Genomic DNA, 18,549 nt, shown 5'->3' with positions numbered 1-18,549 from the left:
ATGAGAATTTGCAAAATTCTCATATCTCAAATTTCAACAGAAAATAGCAGCAGATGCTACCGTAAATTTTTAACAGCACTGGTCGCTAGAAAATCACAACGATTATTCAGTTCGTTGTCACTGTGCCCCTTAACCTTCACATATTCAACCTCATGCTTACCCATCAGTTCCCACAGCTCTTCCCATAATTCCTTATTCTCCACTGGCTGATTTTTACTGTTGCGCCAGCCATTACGAAGCCAGTTCTTAATCCAGCCCTGTTTGAAGCAATTGACGACATAGGCAGAGTCACTGTGTACTTTCACATGGCAAGGCTCCTTGAGCAGCTTCAGTGCTTCAATCACGGACTTAATCTCCATACGGTTGTTTGTCGTCATTTTCTCGGCACCTGACAGCTCCTTACGATGCTCCCCATACAGCAGAACGATCCCCCAGCCCCCAGGACCCGGATTTCCCGAACAAGCGCCGTCGGTATATACCATCACTTCTTTCATCATCCTCTTCCTTTCCTTAATTTCAGACTTTAGTTGCTCTATAGCCACTTCCACTCAGATATCGGCCAAAATATAAATTCTGCACGTCCCAGTAAATCTTGAGATTTAATGCTGCCAAAATAGCGGCTATCCTTGCTTGCTGCAGTATGGCGATTATCTCCCATGACAAAAAAGTGCCCCGGCTCCACCGTAAAAGGACCATAATCACCATCCTCCACGTCAGAGTTGGTGTAAGGTTCATTTAGCAGTTCACCGTTCACATACAAATGATTATGTTCAACTCGGATTACATCTCCGGGAATACCTATGACTCTTTTCACTAAAAATCTTGGGCTCGACAGCTTGGAATCGGGATCTTTTAAAATCACAATGTCCCCCCTGCCCGGATCATGAAAATTATAAACCAGCTTGTTAACGAACAAATGCTGGCTTTCCATTAGCGTCGGCTGCATCGAATGTCCTCTAACCGTGGACAAGTTAAATACAAACAGGTTCAGAAGCAGCAAGACGACCATAGCGATCAGAAGAGTGACTAACCAATCGCGTATGTAACCAGAGCGACCTGCTTGTTTGGACGTTTCCGGCGAGGGAGGCGGGCCTGACGAAGGAGCCAAAGCGTCCATAATTAAACCTCCTCAACCCTGTTATAAATAGAAAAGCATATCCCGTACCCGATTGCAACGGTTACTCAGATATGCTCTAAATGTAAATATTATACTTAATGTTATTCAATTCTCTTTATTTCGATTCCCAATTAATGAGGCGCCAAAATACTCAGCTTCTGAAAAGCCTGTAAAATCTGGCTTGCTCCATAGCCCATCGCTTCGTACAAAGGCATGGCCACACTGTTATGCTTGTCCCCTGCTACCCAAATACGGCTAACCTTACGTTGCTGAAAACGCTGCTCCATGGACTCCACAAGCGATTTGCCGATTCCCATCCGACGACGATCCGGGTGAATAGCGATACGATAGTAACAACCATCATTCTGATCGATCGTGCCGATCAAAGCACCCACGATCTCTCCCTCTTCTTCTGCAACGATAATCAAACCGGAATCCCACGAAAGCTGACGGGCAAATGCTTTCACCGTCTCTTTGTAGCACTCCTCTGACAAGGCAATTTGCATGAGTTCCGTTACTGAGTTCACATCACTTAATTGAAAGGAACGAACGTGCATAAGTAATATCTCCCTTTTCGTAAGCATAATAAAAAAATTGAGACAGCACCGTCATTTTTACATAAATCCTTAAATTTCTTATCATGGTGTTAATCACAAGGCATTATGATAAAAATGCATACGATCTGCTATATATGAAATGAAGAACAGGAAAAGGGTGTATGCCCTCAAGTTCGTCATGTCATAGACATGACAGATTATAGCAGACGACAAAAAAGCCGAAATTTCTGCTTCCTTGACCATTAAACCATACTTTTTGACGGAATACATCCCTTTTTCTCATGTAAGCGCTGTATATAAAGCGTTTACATTTTAATGTTCACAATTTACCTCTTATTACCTATGTATTGTGTATTCCAAGCGGGTTTTTGGACATGCTATCTACCAGGCCGTATTGCCCAGTTTGCTATTTTACAAACAAAAATGTTGATTAAATAGGCTGAATGCGGTTTAATATAACTGTCGAGGGTATTATTACATAGGAACACTTACCCAACCATATAACCAGGAGGGATTTTACTATGGCATTTCAATTACCAGAACTTCCTTACGCAAAAGACGCATTGGAACCGCACATTGATGCACAGACAATGGAAATTCACCATGATCGTCACCATAACACATATGTTACAAACTTGAACGCAGCTCTGGAGAGCGCTCCCGAACTGCAAAGCAAAAGCCTGGAGGATCTGATCTCTAATCTGGACAGCGTTCCAGAAAGCATCCGCACTGCGGTTCGCAATAACGGTGGTGGACATCACAACCACAGCCTGTTCTGGGAAGTTATCGGTCCTAACGGTGGCGGACAGCCAACAGGTGCAATTGCTGAAGCAGTCAACAATGAACTGGGCGGCTATGACAAATTTAAAGAAGACTTCACTAAAGCAGCTACAACTCGTTTTGGTAGCGGCTGGGCTTGGTTGGTTGTCGGCAAAGACGGCAAACTGGCGATCACTAGCACTCCAAACCAAGATAGCCCGCTGTTTGAAGGTCTGACTCCGGTACTTGGACTGGACGTTTGGGAGCATGCTTACTACCTGAAATATCAAAACAAACGCCCAGACTACATTTCAGCTTTCTACAATGTAATCAACTGGGATGAAGTCAACAAACGTTACGCGGCTGCAAAGAAATAAGCCAGTAGCAACATTCTTATCCTATAATAAGGGCTGTCTCAAAAGTAGATTTTCTACGAATGAGACAGCCCTTTTGGCATTCCATGGTAAACTGGTGGAGATGATTCTCAAATATGGCTCTGGAGGTTGATGGATGCAGACTTTTTTTCGTTACAACTGGATGATTCGGGAACAATGGTACCGCTGGTGTGAAGAGGTGTCGCAGGAGGAATTACTGAAACAACGCGTCGGCGGAGTCGGCGGCATTCTAAAGACACTCTTTCATATCGTTGATGTGGAGTGGAGCTGGATTCAAACGATTCAGGGCAAACCCGACTTTCAGGAGGACTTCTCTCTGTATGATACGCTCGACAAGGTCCGTGAGCTGGATGCGAAGTTTCGACTCAATGTCGAGCCGTTCGTGCTCGCCTGGCATGATGGTCTGGAACGGAAAAGGTTTGAAGATCACCTCCCGGACGGCAGAATTGTAATGGATGCCTGGGGCGAGGTGATGCGCCATGTCATTGCCCACCAAATCCACCATATTGGGCAATTGTCCATATGGTCTCGGGAGCTCGGCAAGCCTCCGGTTTCGGCCAATGTAATCGGCAAAGGGCTGATTGAAAGCGATGGTGGCATCGATTAGCTTTAACGAATGTACATGCATACCTATGTAAACTTAGGGCCATCCTCGGTCGTTTATAACGGCGGAGGATGGCCCTTTTAATTTTTCATCTATGCTCTCTTGTCCATTCCACAAATATTCTCTTCCTTTAACCGTTTTCATAAAAGCTTAATTTTTTCAACCTGCTAATGTTCTTTTGGTTCAGGCTCGTGACCTCTTGCTCTTGATAGCACCATAAGCCAAGGTAAATAATGCTCCACATAACAGGGCAATAAGATGAGCGACAAGATAATTGATATGACCGTGATTATCTGACGCTGCAATTGCAAAGCCCGGAAGAGCCGTGGTTCCGAATCCTATGGCTGTCAGTTTACTTAAATATACATATGCTCCCGCAACCATTCCTCCGAGGCATCCAGCAACTAAGGGGAACTTATACTTTAAAGTGACCCCGAAGATCGCTGGTTCCGAGATTCCAAAAAGTACAGACCCGAATGCAGAGTAACCCATTTCTTTAACTTTAGTGTCTTTGCGATTCAAAAGAATATACCCCAAAACGGCGCCCCCTTGAGCCATCAAAGCTACTGATGCCAATGGGTTGATAAAATTTCTGCCTGTATCGGTTAACAGCTGCGCTTCTACCGCACCCATAACATGATGCAACCCCGTAATAACGATAATTTGCTGAATGCCTGCAAAAAACATAAAGCCGAATATTCCCAGGTTTTGCGTCATCCAAAGCAACGAAACCGTAACCAGACTGGCTAGCTCGCGCCCAAGAGGACCGATAATCGTAAACAAAAGCAGGGAAGAAACAAAGACCGTCAGCAAAGGAGCCAAAAACAATTTAATCATGTCTGGAACCTTTTTGTTAAAAAATTGATCCAATTTGGCTACCACGTATCCCATCATTAGAGCAATAATAATACCACCCTGAAATCCAACCAACTGTACGGGAAGGCCGAAAAGACTGATCGATTCCGGATTTTGACTCCCTTTAGCTACCTCAAAGGCATCCGCCAGGGCCGGATGAAGCATAATCGCACCCAGCACAAGCCCCAGAATAGGACGACCACCATATCTCTTGGTTGCAGAATAAACAACAAGCAGCGGCAGGATGGTGAAAATACCCGTGGAAACGATTTGAACAAAGCGATTAATCCCTTGAAAAATTGGATACATCTCCACAATCGATTTAGGACCAAATAACCCCTTCTGACCTAACAGCCCGGTTATCCCCATTAACAATGCGGCGGCGAGAATTCCCGGCATGATCTCAATGAAGACATCTGACAGCGATTTAATGGCTTTTTGAAAAGGATTTTGCTTTTGTGCGGACTTTGATTTGACATCACTTAATGACATATCTTCTGTTCCGGTCAGTTTGGAGAACACGGCATAGATATTATTGACCAACCCTGCTCCAAAAATGATCTGCAGTTGATCCCCCGCTATGAAAACACCTTTAACCAGATCAATATCTTCAATCTTCTTTAATTCCGCTTTTTCATTGTCCTCAAGTACAATTCTTAATCTTGTGGCACAATGGGCCACACCGATAATGTTCTCTTCACCACCGATATATTTTAAAATTTCTTGAGAAATGTGCTTATACCGCTTTTCTTTTGCTTCCATCTAGTAAACCCTCCTCTAGCTGAATCAGATCTCTTCTTTAACAAATCTCCAGAACATGCCTAAAAAGTCCTGCTTCACCCTGGCAAGCGTTATGCCAACATGCATTAATTCATCACCGCCGAACAGCTCACCGGTTTCTACATTTCTATAAACGTAGTCTGGATTCAAACCTTTGAATTTTAACGTTTTAATCGCGGCAGCGGGTTGGGATAAAACCTTGAAATAGCTGGCCGCCATTTCCGTTTGATCCTCTGACACAAAGCTCCATGCGGCTTCATTTTCATCAAACGGATTAATCATTCTGTAAAAATTTCCAAACTGAATGAGCGATCTCATTTCTTTATATAGAGCTATCTGTTTTTTCACCACTTCTTTTTCTTCAATGGTTAATGTCGTCAAATCCAGCTCATATCCTAAATTCCCGGCCATGGCGACATAACCTCTTGTCTCCAAGGGAGTTATTCTACCCACTTGATGGTTGGGTACTGTGGAAACGTGTGCCCCCATGGTAATTGGCGGGTAGACAAGACTTGTTCCCCATTGAATTTTCAGTCGGCAAATGGCATCCGTATTATCGCTCGTCCAGGTCTGAGGCATGTAATAGAGCATGCCGGCATCAAAACGGCCTCCTCCGCTAGAACAGCTCTCGAATAAGACGTTGGGGAACTTTGATGTAAGCTCTTCCATAATATTATAGAGTCCTAGGATATAACGATGCGCAGTCTCCCTTTGTCTCTCAGGTGGCAAGGCTGCCGAACCCACATCCGTCATGTGACGATTCATGTCCCATTTTACATAAGTAATTGGAACATCCGATAAAATATCCGAAACCGATTTAATAACGTACTCACACACTTCCTTCCTCGATAAATCCAACATAAGCTGATTTCTTCCCAACGTATACGGACGATCAGGGACATGGATACACCAATCGGGATGCTTTCTGTATAAGTCGCTGTCTATGGATACCATTTCAGGTTCAAACCACAAACCAAACTCCATACCCAGATTTCGAATGCGGTTTGCAAGATCCGGCAATCCATCTGGAAGTTTGCGACGATCCACCACCCAATCGCCTAATGAAGTATTGTCATCATCTCGTTTTCCAAACCACCCATCATCCAATACAAACAGCTCCACTCCCACACTTTGAGCTTCCTTCGCCAACTGCTCAATCTTGTTGGCATCAAAGTTAAAGTAGGTAGCTTCCCAGTTATTAATCAGGATCGGCCGCTCCTTGTCACGAAAAGGCCCACGGCATAATCTGTTCCTGTATAAATCATGATAAATTCTCGACATACCGCCCAAGCCATTTTCGGTGTATACCATGACCACTTCTGGCGTTTGGAACGATTCCTCTGGTTCAAGCAGCCATGTAAAATCAAAAGGATTAATCCCCATCATGATTCTTGTGTTCCGATAGGAATCTACCTGAGTCTGGGCCGTAAAGTTCCCGCTATACACCAGATTAAAGGCGTACACTTCACCCTGTTCTTCATCTGTCCCTTTTCTTACAAGTGCCATAAAGGGTGCCTGTTGAGGGCTGCTAGCTCCACGGCAGCTGTCTACCATTTGAATTCCGGGTACAATTTTTCGCCTTGCTATATTTTTCTCATTATTATGCGCACCGTACAAGGTAATGAGCTCGTATTCATCATCACGGAAATCCACACTAGCACTTAACGCTCTAAGCAGTTTTAGCTGTTGCCGACCTTCATTCTCGAAACGGACTGAACGGGTAATGACATCCCGCTTTTGATATAGGCTATAGGATAGTACAACCTTTACATCAATTAATGGGTCTTCAAGGACGATTTCCAGTGTTGCTACTTCGCCATCATCCTCTGCATACGTAGAAGGAAGCCCTTTCAATTTTGGTTTGCCTTGGAAAACCCGATGTTCTTTATACCGGAAATCGGTCACGGTAGAACCATTCTCCAATTGAATCTGATACGCAGGAATCCTGAAATCGCTATTCCCAAATGACGGATATTCTTGCGGGATGGTATCCAGTGAAAAGGCTCGATCCTCGCCATCGGGATTGGGCGAAAATCCTCTATCCATAAAGATGATTCTATTGCTCCCCCGATAGTTCTGAATTTTCTTTCCCCAATACAAATGGGATAAATAACCACCTCGTATAACCTGCATGACATAACTTGTATTGCTACCTTGTAAATGGAATAGAAGCTTCTCTTTATCGATGTATATAGCCATAGCAACCCCCTTATAGCGCTAATAGTACGATTTCCCAAAATTATAAATTATGTTGTTTGCTTATCGTTTACATTCTAATAATAATTGAATAGTTTTAATAATTATATGGAATAATGTAGACTCTATATGAAACAGTGTGATAATATGCAGAGATGAATTAAGGGGTGAAACCAAATGAGTTCGCATTTTTCCAATCATTCCTATAACAATCTGGATCTCAATCTATACACATGTGGCAAAGAGAGCTGTACCAGCAAACACTCTTATGGTCCAGCCATTCGAAGCGGGTATATGGTGCATTTTATTTTAAAAGGAAAAGGGATCTTTAAAGTCAACGATAAAATCTATCATTTGGAGAAAAACGATGCTTTCTTTATTGAACCGAAGGTTTTAATTTACTACGAAGCGGATGAGCTCGACCCATGGGAATATGCCTGGATTGGTTTTAATGGGGTGCAAGCAAAAGAATATCTAAGCCGGACCTGTATCCATAGGGACAATCCCATTTTCCGGTTTGAAGCGGAGGGCAGCCTTGCCCGCTGTATGGAGAGCATCGTGGTTTCTTCTACGCTGAAAACCAACAAGGACCTGTTGCTTGCATCCAAGCTGTATGAATTTCTGTATCTGATGTTTGATCTTTACCCTAATCAGGAAGTCAACCCTGAGGTAAGACAGCAGCGGTATATTAAAGAAGCGCTTCTCTTCATTCAACAAAACTATTCACACTTCATTACCGTAAGTGATATTGCCAAGTACATTTCAATTGACCGTTCGTATTTGCATCGTTTATTTAAACAGCAACTAAATAAGTCACCGCAGGAATTTTTATTACATTTGAGGATGGAAAAATCGTGCTCCCTATTAAGAAATACTTCCCTTAAAATCGGAGATATTGCTCGGTCTGTAGGGTATAAAGATGTACTCCTATTCTCCAAAATGTTCAAAACGGTCAACAAGGTAACTCCATCCGAATACCGAAAAAATCACCAAAAATAACACCTTCGGTCGCAAGTAAGTTAGGCATATTCCTCCCAGAAAACAGAAAAATAGCGGCAGCATGGATCAACCTCATGTCCATACTGCCGCTATTGTCAAAAGAAAATAAAGTTCTAGACTGAAAAATAAAGTATTAGACTGACGTTGCTTCATTAAGCTAACGAGCAGATTAGCACAACCAAGATAAGATAAGTAGATTTCGTCTGCTATAATACCTACATCGACTATGAATGGAAGGGGATTGAGCAATCAATGCTTTTAGAAGAGGAAGCTCCCACATTATTGAGGGAGGTTTACTAGTTGAAAACTTCAAATTGAAACGGAAGAGAAAACATAAGAGCAGGTTAGATGAATTACGGAGGAATGAAAATGTATTTAGATAAATTCATATTGCCTATAGATGAAGAATCCTCATTGATAGAACAAAGAATGGCATACAATGGCGGTAGGTTTGGATATGTCGACGAAACTTACCCATGTGGCATTTTCTCAAAAAATCGGTTTTCCGAATTGAGCTTTTCAAAAATCACAATTTTATATGGAGGAAACGGCTCGGGGAAAAGCACACTTCTAAATCTCATAGCGAATAAATTGGAACTAAATCGTATTGCACCATTCAATTCAAGTGAATTGTTCAGTTCATATGTTGAACATTGTAAATTTGAACTTGGACTTGACGACGAGGGATTTAAACATCGAATTCCAAATGGAAGTAGGATAATCACAAGTGACGATATTTTTGATTATATGCTTACAGTCCGCACAAACAACGATGAAATCGTGGATAGCACAGAAGATATAAGATCGGAATGGGGAAATCTGAAATTCGGCAATACAGTGAAAATGAATAGCATGGATGATTATGAAGCATTGAGGTTACAGGTGCTCTCAAGAAAAAAATCAATTTCACGCAGGGAGTTTATTCGCAGAGTCGCCGGCACCGAAATTAAACTGAACAGCAATGGGGAGACAGCCCTGAGTTATTTTAATTCCAAATTTAAAAATGACACATTATATTGTTTGGATGAACCGGAGAACAGTCTATCTCCTAAAATGCAGCTTGAACTTGTCAAAATGATAGAGGAAATGGCTCACTATTGCGGATGTCAATTTATCATTGCAACGCACTCACCGTTTTTACTGGCGATGGAGTTTACAAAAATATATGATTTAGAAGCTAATCCAGTCGACATAAAGCAATGGTGGGAATTAGAAAACCCAAAAGTGTACTTTGATTTTTTCAATAAGCATAAAGGGCTGTTTCTACACAATAAGTAAAGAAACAAGATTTGAACAAAAATATATCCGCCGCGTATATTAAAAAAAATTTGAGCTTATTTATTTATCGCTGATTACGCTAACGGGGAAACGATAGCTCAATAAATTGGCTTTTACCACGCCTTATTTAATGCCAAAGAGAGCCTATCCCTTTATTAATTGGAAATGATTTAACCTCCAAATCAAAGTGATGGGCTTATTTTCTTTCTCCTAAGCACTACACTACATTAGACTGACGCTATTTCATTAAGCTAACGAGCAGATTAGTTTAAAGTCAATCGATATGAACCTTATCACAGGTAAGGTTATTTTTTTGTGCGCATTCATCAATAAAAAACAAAGCTCGCTGTCACTTCAGCGAGCTTTGTTCTTTATATGTCAAAACCAAGTCATAGTAAACCCTATTCGAGGTCTCAAGTTATCGAAAGAAATAGCGCACTTAGGCGCGTTCTCATCCGCAGGTTAAACAATATTCTCGCTGTTTAAACAGATTTAATATACACATCTGCAAAAACTTTTGCAAAGTCTTCGACCTTGACTTTACCGAGGTGGTAGTCGGTGGCACGGAGGCTGACGTAGAACTCGTCGGCGTTCTCGCAGGCGCGGTTCATTTGGGCAAAGGCATTGGCAGTGTTTTCGTGGAAGCCGATTTTTTTCATATTCTCAGCAAGAGCTTCAACGGGGATTTGTTGGTATTTGGCCTCGATACCATTCTCAGCAAGGGCATTGAGCCAGTCGTTACCTGTGGCCCAGTCACTAACAATGAACTTCGCACTTTTACCCGATGGGGTGTGAGAAATCAGGGCGTAAGCGACGTCCGCGATATCAACGGGGCTGACCCAGCCTTGTGGGATGTCAACTGAAATTGGGCTGAAGATGGTCTGCTGGGTTTTTAGGCTTTGCATGTCGGCAAAAAGATTGCTGTAAAAGCCGACAGGGCGGATGTGGACAACGTTCACGTCTTCAAGCGAGTTTAGCGCTTCTTCTGCAAAATGATAGCTGTAGAGAATGCCGGCGTTTGGGTTGTCGGCGCCGACTGAGCTGAGGTTGACGACGTTTTTTACACCTGATTTTAGCACAGCGGCCTTATAATTTTCAGAAAGATCAATGGCGGTCTGCCACATGTCGGTGCCAGAGGCATAATTGATACCTGAAATCATGAGGTAGACGACGTCACTACCTGCAAAAGCCTGCGCGAGGAATTCGACGTCGAGGTTTGAGCCGACCGCTGGTTCGGCACCGAGCGCTTTGATGTCGGCGATACGATCTTTGGAGCTTGTGATGACGGTAACATCGTGGCCGTCTGCGATTAGGGATGGGAGGTAGTTGCGGTTAATATTGCCGAGTGAGCCGAGAACTGTGATTTTCATTGTGTAATCTCCTTTTTTAATGTGATTTCGAGAAATGGATATCGCTTATTGGGACCGTTATCCCTTCCTTGATTGGATATTCATTACAAGAGAGATTATACATCGGATAAATAAACTAAATAAACTAAATAAACTAATTTAATAAAATTAGTTTATTTAATAATCTTTTTAAATATTGTTTATTGATGCCTCTACTTTGATATAATATGATTTGACGAGCGGTAGAGGAGGCTTCAATCGTGAGAAAACCCATGAGCACAGATCAATATCTTAATAAAATCAAACCTGTAATTAGAAGAACCAGATTCAGCCAACTGAAAATTGACGATATCGCAAAACATATGGATATTAGTAAAGTGACGCTTTACAAGCATTTTTCATCCAAAGATGAAATCATCGAACAGGTTGTAGAGTATGGAATTCAGTACTTGCAGCAGGCTGACACCGTTGTATATGATGATTCCGTTTCATATATTGATCGATTTCAAAAAACGTTTCTGGAATCGTTAATAGGTGTTATTTATTTATCCGATTTGTTCCTGCAAGACCTTAAGGAGTTTTATCCACGACTTTTTGAAAATATTTCCGTTGCTCAACAAAATAGAATTAAAAATTTACAATCTTTTTTTCAATCCGGTATGGATAAAAAGATTTTTAACAGAATGCACGTTGCGCTGTCCTTAGTTCAAGACGATGCTACGCTTCGGCGCATTATGGAACCGACCTTTAGTATTCAATGGTATGATCTCACCTTGAAACAAGCCGTTATGGAATTTTATAAGATGAAACAGTATCAAGTGATTAGTCCTGAGTATCTGGATACTGTTGACGATTCCGTTATCGAAAAAGAAATCATTCGTATTTTACAAACCATTTCGTGAACGCGTTCGTTTCTCCCGACTTGCTCTTATTGATGCTGTCGTCCGTTATCTGAGTAATCGTTGTAAAGTTTGTAGCTTATAACGCTAAGAAGGCCCTCCGTGTAGATAACCATTAAACTTGCCGTTACAAACAGCACGATGAACCGTATCACAGTAAGTCATTATGCTAACGGAAAACGATAGCTCATAAAAGACAAGAAGGCAGCCGATCATAGTGATCGGCTGCCTTTGTTTAACTAACGGGCAGGATAGTTTAAAGCTTTCGATAAATCGTATGGCCTTACGAAAGACAATAAAAGCGCAGCTCATGATTGGAAAAGACCGTTTAAAAGAGCACCACCAATTCCACTGGCAATTATGCAAATTTTATTAGCATTAGCGCTGCGCCACTAGGCGTACTCGTCCCATTGGGCACTGCGGAACTCATGCTGGTTGCTATACAAGAAGCGCGTGCCAATTGCGACGAGCCGTTCGCTCTATATCATTCAGCGGTTACTTTGTATATTTGGTGCAGCAGGTCGTATCCCATGCCGTCAGCCAATATGTGCACCCTGGGAACACATAATCGTCCTTTAAGTATGGCCAGATGAGATTCCCAGCAAACGCAAAGCGAGTTTCAAGCTGTGGCGTTCTTCGTGTATTCGGTCAAATAATACACGGGGAATGGGAAAGTCATTTTTTCAACTATAAACAGTTGCCTGAAAGGGCAGAGAGGATTTCCTGTGTTGTCCGGGTACGCCCGATGCGTGGAAAAATGAAATTTTTTACGTAATCATGCCCGGTTTCGGAAAATCCAGTCATAGCATCAATCGCCAAAATCAGCTGATACCCATGCATAAACGCTTCCCGCGCAGTCGTATCAACGCCCAACTCAGTAGCGATGCCGCATAAGACGATGGTATCAATTCCTCGGCGGCGCAACTGAAGGTCGAGCTCCGTTCCGTAAAAAGCCCCCCATTGCTTCTTCGTGATGATATGGTCTGTCTCGGTGACCCGCATTTCCGGGACGATTTGATCCCATCCTTCAGGCAGATTCAGGGGTGGTCCAGGCGAATCCAACTTAGGACGCGGGATATCCTTCAAATCTTTACTAGATACCCGGACCAGTGCAACCATTGAGCTTTGCTCACGGAAAGTATCTGCCAAGGCTGCGGCGTTAGACACTACCTGCTCAGCAGAATAAGGGGCGTATTGATTTCCTATCCACTTTTGCAAGTCAATAACAACCAACGCTGTTTTTTGTGGATCCCATAATCGTTCCATTCTGTATGTTCTCCTCATCTCTTCGATTTGACCGTATGTCTAATTACGCGAACATATAGTCATTTGACTTCATGTTCCGTATTTTGTACTATCATTCATGAATAGTCAAGGGGGAGATTTTTCTTATGAGTGTGACAAGGGAAGAGGTTTTAAAATCGGCGATGAAGCTTTTTAAGGAACATGGGTTTCTTTCGACGACGATACAGGATATTGCCGAGGATTGCGGTATTGCCAAAGGATCAGTCTATAAATATTTCCCTTCCAAGGAAGACCTCTTCAGCGAGGTGTTTGATCAATGCCATAACGCCTATTTTGATCAAGTCGATGAACTGAAACGCTTTCCCGAACTCTCGCCAGAAGAGCAGTTTCTGCAGCAGATCATTCTGCGATTCCGTTATTTTATGGAATACAAGCATATTCTGGTCGAATTCACGGAGCTCCCCATCCAACAGGATCCCAAGTTCCAGCCGCTTAGACACAAGGTTAGAGGGCGGCTCATCCGATGGCATAAAGAGTGCTTGATACAGGTTTATGGCGAAGAAATTTATCCGTTCCTGTGGGATTTGGTTTCCATCTATCGTGCGATTCTGAAGGAGTACTTATTTTGGATCGTTTATGAAGAAAAGTCTCTATCGCTTGAGGAAACGGCAAGGTTCATTTTGGATAAGCTCAATGTGCTCGTTAAGCATATGATGGCCTCTAACCTGAAGCCTCTGCTGAAACAGGCTTCGTTCGAGAGGTATTTAAGCTGGGGGCTCGAGGACCGCCAAGGGGAGAGAGAGCAGTTCCTTACCGAGCTGTTCCGGGAGATGGATTCGGCCCTTAATGTTCTTCCATCCGGCGCAAAACATCGTTCGGAGTTGAAAGAGGTTTACCATTTTATCCAGAACGAAACTCGTAAAGCGGAACCGAACTTCCCGTTGCTGCAAGCTTCGCTCTACTTTTTGGAGAGAGAGAAAGAGCTTAAAAGTCAGGTCATCCAGTTAAGGAATATTATTTATTCAGGTAGGGGGAGATAGCTTGTTATGTGAAATCAAATCTAACCCCATTGGGGACAAGAGCGAAGACTCTAGGGGTGGAGAGGACAATACGCGAGAAAGGTACGTCTAATGTTGTTACGGTTAGCGAGCATCCCGCTAACGGGAAACGTTAGTTCAAGGGAAACAGCGACAGTCTAGGACTTTATTTTCTCGTCCTTAGTTGTCGCCATTTCCATTTTATAGGATAAATTAAATACTTTGTCTTTTGCTAACAGTTATTTCATTAACATCAGTTCTCTTTTTGCTTCGCATAATACTCGGTGATCAGATCGAGGAACACCTTGGGAAACGCCAAGGTGGCCATATCGGCTTCGCTGATCCAGCGGTACCCCGCTGGCAGCGCATTATGCGCGTGCTCCGCCTGCTCAGCCAGCGCAATCAACGCACCCGGCTTCGCTCCGGTGCTGTAGCTGGCCCGCTGCTCGGCAGCCAGCGGGGGGCCTCCCGCCTCCCCGGCAGGGGCGGCGACCTCCTCACACTGGAACACACGCAGGTTCCAGTGAATGTGGCTGAACGTGTGCTCCGCCTCACGTACAAACCGCACCGGGCGCGCAAGCACGCCCTCTGCCAGCAAATGAGCCGCCAGATGGTCCATGGCGGGCTCATCTGGCACCGGGCCGTTGTAGCCCTCCGGCACAGCAAGCTCATGCGGCAGCTCCCACATGCGGGCCAACAGGCCCTTGGCCGGGCGCTGCCGTACGAGCAGACGGCCGGTGTTCGCTCCGCTGCCCTCGATGAGAGCGACGGAGCGCGGCTCCAGCCGCGGCGGCTTTGCCTTGGTCTTGACTGGCAGTGTCTCCTCGCGACCTGCCAGCCTGCCCGAGCAATGCTCCATGACCGGGCAGGTCAGACAATGAGGCGACTTCGGCGTACAGACCAGTGCGCCTAGCTCCATCAGAGCCTGATTAAAATCAGAGGCTCTTCCTTCGGGAATCAGCTCCCGTACCAGACTTTCCATATGTGCCCGCGTGCTGCCTTTCATAATATCCTCTTCAATGAGAAAATAACGCGACAGCACACGCATCACATTCCCGTCCACAGCAGGCTCTGGTCGATTGAAGGCGATACTCATAATCGCCCCCGTCGTATACGGGCCTACTCCTTTCAGTGCAGCAACAGCTTGTGTATCATCCGGCACCTGTCCGCCGTGAAGCTCAACTACTTGTTTTGCCGCAGTTTGCAAATTCCGGGCCCGCGAATAATAGCCCAGTCCTTCCCATAGCTTAAGCACATCCTCCTCGGGTGCTTCCGCCAGCGCTTCAATCGTAGGAAAACGTGCAATAAAGCGATTAAAATACGGAATGACCGTATCGACACGCGTCTGCTGAAGCATAATTTCCGAGATCCAGATATAAAAAGGATTCCGATGACGTCGCCACGGCAAATCGCGTTTGTTACGTGTATACCAATTCAACAGTTCAAAGCTGAAATAACGCTTTTGTTCCAATGTATTTGTAGTCATCACATCACGTCTCCTTATATTCGACAATCACAAAAGCAGAGGCAATGTTAGGCTGATGTGTAATACTCAAGTGAATGCTGTAATTTGAGTCACCTGTATTCGGCAATCTCAGTCGATCCCACGCGGATGAAGACAAATAAACTACTGGCTTCCCCCCAGGTTCCGGTAAAATATCCATATCGCCAAACCCGATGATTTGCCCAATTCCGCAACCGAAGGCTTTCGTTATCGCTTCCTTGGCAGCAAAGCGCCCTGCTACAAACTCCGTTAGTCTACCCTTGCGTTCCACAGCAAGCTCGCGTTCTGCCGGGGTCAGCACTCGATTCAAAAACGCATCTGCATATTTACCTGCCAAAATATGAGCCATACGGCTTATTTCCAGCACATCATGTCCAATTCCGTAGATCATTTGGGTATTCTCCGTCCTTTATACTTTACTGGATCTATTGTAACAGTGCGTCCACACCCTGGCGAGTCACAAAGGCGTAAAAACAGCACCAAAATATGTTAAAATAAGAAAGGCTATAGATGAATGTTTGAAATTCAGCTGATATGCCCATTTTAAAAAAATTCCCGTAGAAAGGAAGGTTAGGATGTCAGAAACCATTATTGTTGAAGCAGGTACCGAAGCAGGAACAGATGCGGTGATCCGGGCTTCCTGGTTTCCCTCTAAAAATACAGCCAAAAGCCTGCTCATCATCGCTCATGGCTACAAAGGATTTAAGGATTGGGGCATGTTCCCCTATATAGCAGAAGCATTGAGTATGGATAACCATGTTGTGACCTTCAACTTTTCACATAATGGCATAGGTGAGGATCTGGAGAATTTTACCGAGCTGGAAAAGTTCGCACGCAACACCTATAGCCGCGAACAAGAGGATTTGGAACTATTGCTATCCAATCTGAGAGCCCGTCATGAGTTCAGAGAATTGCCATTGTTTCTGTTAGGTCATAGCCGAGGCGCGGGAAGCTGCTTTGTATATGCTCTAGATCATCCCGGCGAGATTGCTGGCGTCATTTCATGGAATGGCGTGACAGATCTTGATCTGTTTACTTTACCGCAAAAAGAAGAAATGCGCGCCAAGGGACGCAGCTATGTGGAGAACGCCAGAACCGGGCAACAGCTCCCGCTGGATGCTATCATTCTGGAAGACCTGGAACAAAATCGCCAGCGTTTTGCCATTGTAGACAGACTTGCCAACAGCCAGCTCCCAGCTGTACTGATCCAGGGAACCGAAGATTCCAAACGTCTACGAGAAGGCTCTGCCCTGCTCACATCCGTTCGTCCCGACATCGAATGGGTACAAATTCAAGGCGGCAATCATACCTTTAATACCGTTCATCCATTCCAGGGAGGCAGTCTTCCACTGGATCAGGCGATTACCGAAACCCGCCGCTTCATTGAGTGGATCGCCAATTAATTATTACCCCTTCAATACAAACGGCGATCCGCCGGGCGGATCGCCGCATTTATTTACTTCAGAATTTTGCAAAATCCTCGCTTGAGCATTTTAAAATTACATAATGATTAATGCTTAGACTCCTGGGATGCTTGTCCGCTTATGCGCAGTACGTGTAAAGAAGCTTTCCAGCTTTTCGCGTGCCGCCGGGTCAATTTCCTTGCCTTCCAGATAGTCACTGTTTGCTTCGTAGGAGATCCCCAGTTCTTTTTCATCCGTCTGGCCTTCCCACAATCCAGCTGTAGGCGCTTTGTCCAAAATGGCCTGCGGAACTCCGAGATAGCTGGCGAGCAAGCGCACCTGACGTTTGTTCAGCGTGCTAAGTGGCGTAATATCGACCGCACCATCGCCCCATTTGGTATAAAAGCCTGTGATGGCTTCGGAAGCGTGATCTGTGCCAACGACGAGCAAATTCAGCTCATTCGCAAGTGCGTACTGAACCACCATCCGTGTTCTTGCCTTTACATTCCCTCTCACTTGCGGAGTAATCGAACGCTCAAGACCAATATCCTTTAACGTATGCTCCACTTCCACGGCAACCTTGTCCACGGCTTCCTTAATGTTCGTTTCCCCGGCATATTTCAGGTCGAACGCTTTGGCAACCGCGTAGCTATGCTCGATATCTTCCTGTTGGCCGTATGGCTGGAATACACCCAACGTTTTGTATTCGTCTCCTTGTTCCTGCGTCAATTCATCTGTAGCGCGCTTGCACAAAGCAGCTGCTACGGCACTGTCAATCCCGCCACTGATGGCGATCAACAGCCCTTTGCTTCCCGTTTTCGTTACATACGACTTGAGGAAATCCACACGCTTACGGACCTCTGCCTCTACGTTAATCGTAGGCTGTACTCCCAATTCAGCAATAATCTGTTCCTGCAAACTCATCAGATAAGCACCTCTTTTTTAGGAATTTCCTTCACAAGCCAACATGCAAAAGCCCCGGCAAGTTTCGCAGGCGAAAAATGCGGGGCATAGCTTGAGCAGTCTTACCGGCAAAAACGATCAAATGCACTGGTCAAATCAGCAGCAATCTGATCTGCCGAACGATCCTCCACCTGATGACGCTCGATGAAGTGAACCAACTCGCCGTCTTTCAACAGCGCGATAGAAGGGGAAGACGGTGGGTAAGGTGCGAAAAATTCGCGAGCCTTTGCCGTTGCTTCCTTGTCCTGTCCGGCAAAAACCGAATACAGATGATCTGGCGTAATATCATGCTTCAGTGCTTCACCCACACCCGGGCGGCATTGGCCTGCGGCACAACCACATACCGAGTTCACAACCACCAGCACTGTTCCTTTACTATTAGGCAGCTTGGCCTCCACATCTTCAGAGGTACGCAGTTCCTGAATCCCAAGATTCGTCAGTTCATCGCGCATCGGCTGAACTGAATCTCTCATATATTGATCGAAAGACATAGACATATTCTTTCACTCCTTTTCCGAAAATCATGTATAGTACGTTTCTAATTTCATCCTTTGCCGTAGTAAAGGCATGGACATCTAAATTTCATTATACAATCTTTTTCACGTAATT

18 protein-coding genes are annotated in these 18,549 nt (G+C 44.4%); 7 read left to right on the top strand and 11 right to left on the bottom strand.

Translation table 11 applies throughout. The features are described from left to right. Positions 1-56: 56 nt before the first annotated feature. The 3 genes from rnhA to MKY16_RS03925 form a co-directional block, all read right to left on the bottom strand. Positions 57-494, bottom strand: a complete 438-nt coding sequence (rnhA, locus tag MKY16_RS03935; RefSeq protein ID WP_023986996.1) for a ribonuclease HI — start codon at positions 492-494, stop codon at positions 57-59. A 38-nt stretch (positions 495-532) separates the two neighbouring features. Beyond that, on the bottom strand, positions 533-1,117 hold the full coding sequence (lepB, locus tag MKY16_RS03930) for a signal peptidase I (protein WP_029515784.1): 585 nt from the start codon (positions 1,115-1,117) through the stop codon (positions 533-535). Between the two features lie 131 nt (positions 1,118-1,248). Then, positions 1,249-1,674, bottom strand: coding sequence for a GNAT family N-acetyltransferase (locus tag MKY16_RS03925; protein WP_029515785.1), 426 nt, complete (start codon positions 1,672-1,674; stop codon positions 1,249-1,251). Between the two features lie 521 nt (positions 1,675-2,195). Here MKY16_RS03925 and MKY16_RS03920 point away from each other — a divergent pair. Further along, positions 2,196-2,810, top strand: coding sequence for a superoxide dismutase (locus MKY16_RS03920; RefSeq protein WP_340954187.1), 615 nt, complete (start codon positions 2,196-2,198; stop codon positions 2,808-2,810). Positions 2,811-2,943: 133 nt separating this feature from the next. After that, positions 2,944-3,435, top strand: a complete 492-nt coding sequence (locus tag MKY16_RS03915; RefSeq protein WP_029515787.1) for a DinB family protein — start codon at positions 2,944-2,946, stop codon at positions 3,433-3,435. 180 nt (positions 3,436-3,615) lie between these two features. On the opposite strand, the gene MKY16_RS03910 is transcribed toward MKY16_RS03915, so the two are convergent. Continuing rightward, the gene (locus tag MKY16_RS03910; RefSeq protein WP_307352471.1) at positions 3,616-5,049 is read right to left on the bottom strand and encodes a PTS transporter subunit EIIC; all 1,434 of its coding nucleotides are present in this window, start codon (positions 5,047-5,049) and stop codon (positions 3,616-3,618) included. 24 nt (positions 5,050-5,073) lie between these two features. Continuing rightward, positions 5,074-7,266 (bottom strand): alpha-galactosidase, encoded by a 2,193-nt coding sequence (locus MKY16_RS03905; protein ID WP_340954184.1) that lies wholly within the window; start codon positions 7,264-7,266, stop codon positions 5,074-5,076. Between the two features lie 174 nt (positions 7,267-7,440). Here MKY16_RS03905 and MKY16_RS03900 point away from each other — a divergent pair, with 174 nt between their 5' ends. After that, positions 7,441-8,262, top strand: a complete 822-nt coding sequence (locus MKY16_RS03900) for an AraC family transcriptional regulator (RefSeq protein ID WP_340954181.1) — start codon at positions 7,441-7,443, stop codon at positions 8,260-8,262. Positions 8,263-8,610: 348 nt separating this feature from the next. Further along, the gene (locus MKY16_RS03895) at positions 8,611-9,540 is read left to right on the top strand and encodes an AAA family ATPase (protein ID WP_090738462.1); all 930 of its coding nucleotides are present in this window, start codon (positions 8,611-8,613) and stop codon (positions 9,538-9,540) included. A 482-nt stretch (positions 9,541-10,022) separates the two neighbouring features. On the opposite strand, the gene MKY16_RS03890 is transcribed toward MKY16_RS03895, so the two are convergent. After that, positions 10,023-10,910, bottom strand: coding sequence for an NmrA family NAD(P)-binding protein (locus MKY16_RS03890; RefSeq protein ID WP_340954178.1), 888 nt, complete (start codon positions 10,908-10,910; stop codon positions 10,023-10,025). A 239-nt stretch (positions 10,911-11,149) separates the two neighbouring features. Here MKY16_RS03890 and MKY16_RS03885 point away from each other — a divergent pair, with 239 nt between their 5' ends. Further along, complete coding sequence (locus tag MKY16_RS03885) at positions 11,150-11,791, top strand: TetR/AcrR family transcriptional regulator (protein WP_445744860.1); 642 nt, start codon at positions 11,150-11,152, stop codon at positions 11,789-11,791. A gap of 684 nt (positions 11,792-12,475) precedes the next feature. Here MKY16_RS03885 and MKY16_RS03880 read toward each other — a convergent pair. Beyond that, positions 12,476-13,054 (bottom strand): hydrolase, encoded by a 579-nt coding sequence (locus tag MKY16_RS03880; protein ID WP_029515795.1) that lies wholly within the window; start codon positions 13,052-13,054, stop codon positions 12,476-12,478. Between the two features lie 125 nt (positions 13,055-13,179). Between MKY16_RS03880 and MKY16_RS03875 the strand changes: the two genes are divergently transcribed. After that, entirely contained in the window at positions 13,180-14,073 is an 894-nt protein-coding gene (locus MKY16_RS03875; protein WP_029515796.1) for a TetR/AcrR family transcriptional regulator, read from the top strand. A 250-nt stretch (positions 14,074-14,323) separates the two neighbouring features. Here MKY16_RS03875 and mutY read toward each other — a convergent pair whose 3' ends face one another. Both mutY and acpS read right to left on the bottom strand, forming a co-directional pair. Further along, complete coding sequence (gene mutY / locus MKY16_RS03870; RefSeq protein WP_039270624.1) at positions 14,324-15,556, bottom strand: A/G-specific adenine glycosylase; 1,233 nt, start codon at positions 15,554-15,556, stop codon at positions 14,324-14,326. 4 nt (positions 15,557-15,560) lie between these two features. Beyond that, a complete protein-coding gene (acpS, locus tag MKY16_RS03865; protein WP_029515799.1) occupies positions 15,561-15,965 on the bottom strand; it encodes a holo-ACP synthase in 405 nt (134 codons plus the stop codon). Between the two features lie 184 nt (positions 15,966-16,149). On the opposite strand from acpS, the gene MKY16_RS03860 reads away from it, so the two are divergent. Next, positions 16,150-16,977 carry an alpha/beta hydrolase family protein gene (locus MKY16_RS03860; protein ID WP_029515800.1) on the top strand — a complete coding sequence of 276 codons (828 nt, stop codon included), beginning with the start codon at positions 16,150-16,152 and terminating at the stop codon, positions 16,975-16,977. Positions 16,978-17,091: 114 nt separating this feature from the next. Here the strand turns inward: MKY16_RS03860 and nadE are convergent, their stop codons facing one another. Both nadE and MKY16_RS03850 read right to left on the bottom strand, forming a co-directional pair. Then, positions 17,092-17,901, bottom strand: a complete 810-nt coding sequence (gene nadE, locus MKY16_RS03855; protein WP_025722646.1) for an ammonia-dependent NAD(+) synthetase — start codon at positions 17,899-17,901, stop codon at positions 17,092-17,094. A gap of 101 nt (positions 17,902-18,002) precedes the next feature. Continuing rightward, complete coding sequence (locus MKY16_RS03850) at positions 18,003-18,437, bottom strand: BrxA/BrxB family bacilliredoxin (protein ID WP_029515801.1); 435 nt, start codon at positions 18,435-18,437, stop codon at positions 18,003-18,005. Positions 18,438-18,549 lie beyond the last annotated feature (112 nt).

The sequence above is a fragment of the Paenibacillus sp. FSL L8-0641 genome, from assembly GCF_038006265.1.
Classification (GTDB): Bacteria; Bacillota; Bacilli; order Paenibacillales; family Paenibacillaceae; genus Paenibacillus; species Paenibacillus polymyxa_D.
Note: the sequence above shows the minus strand (reverse complement) of the source record. Positions and strands in the feature narration are given on the sequence as shown.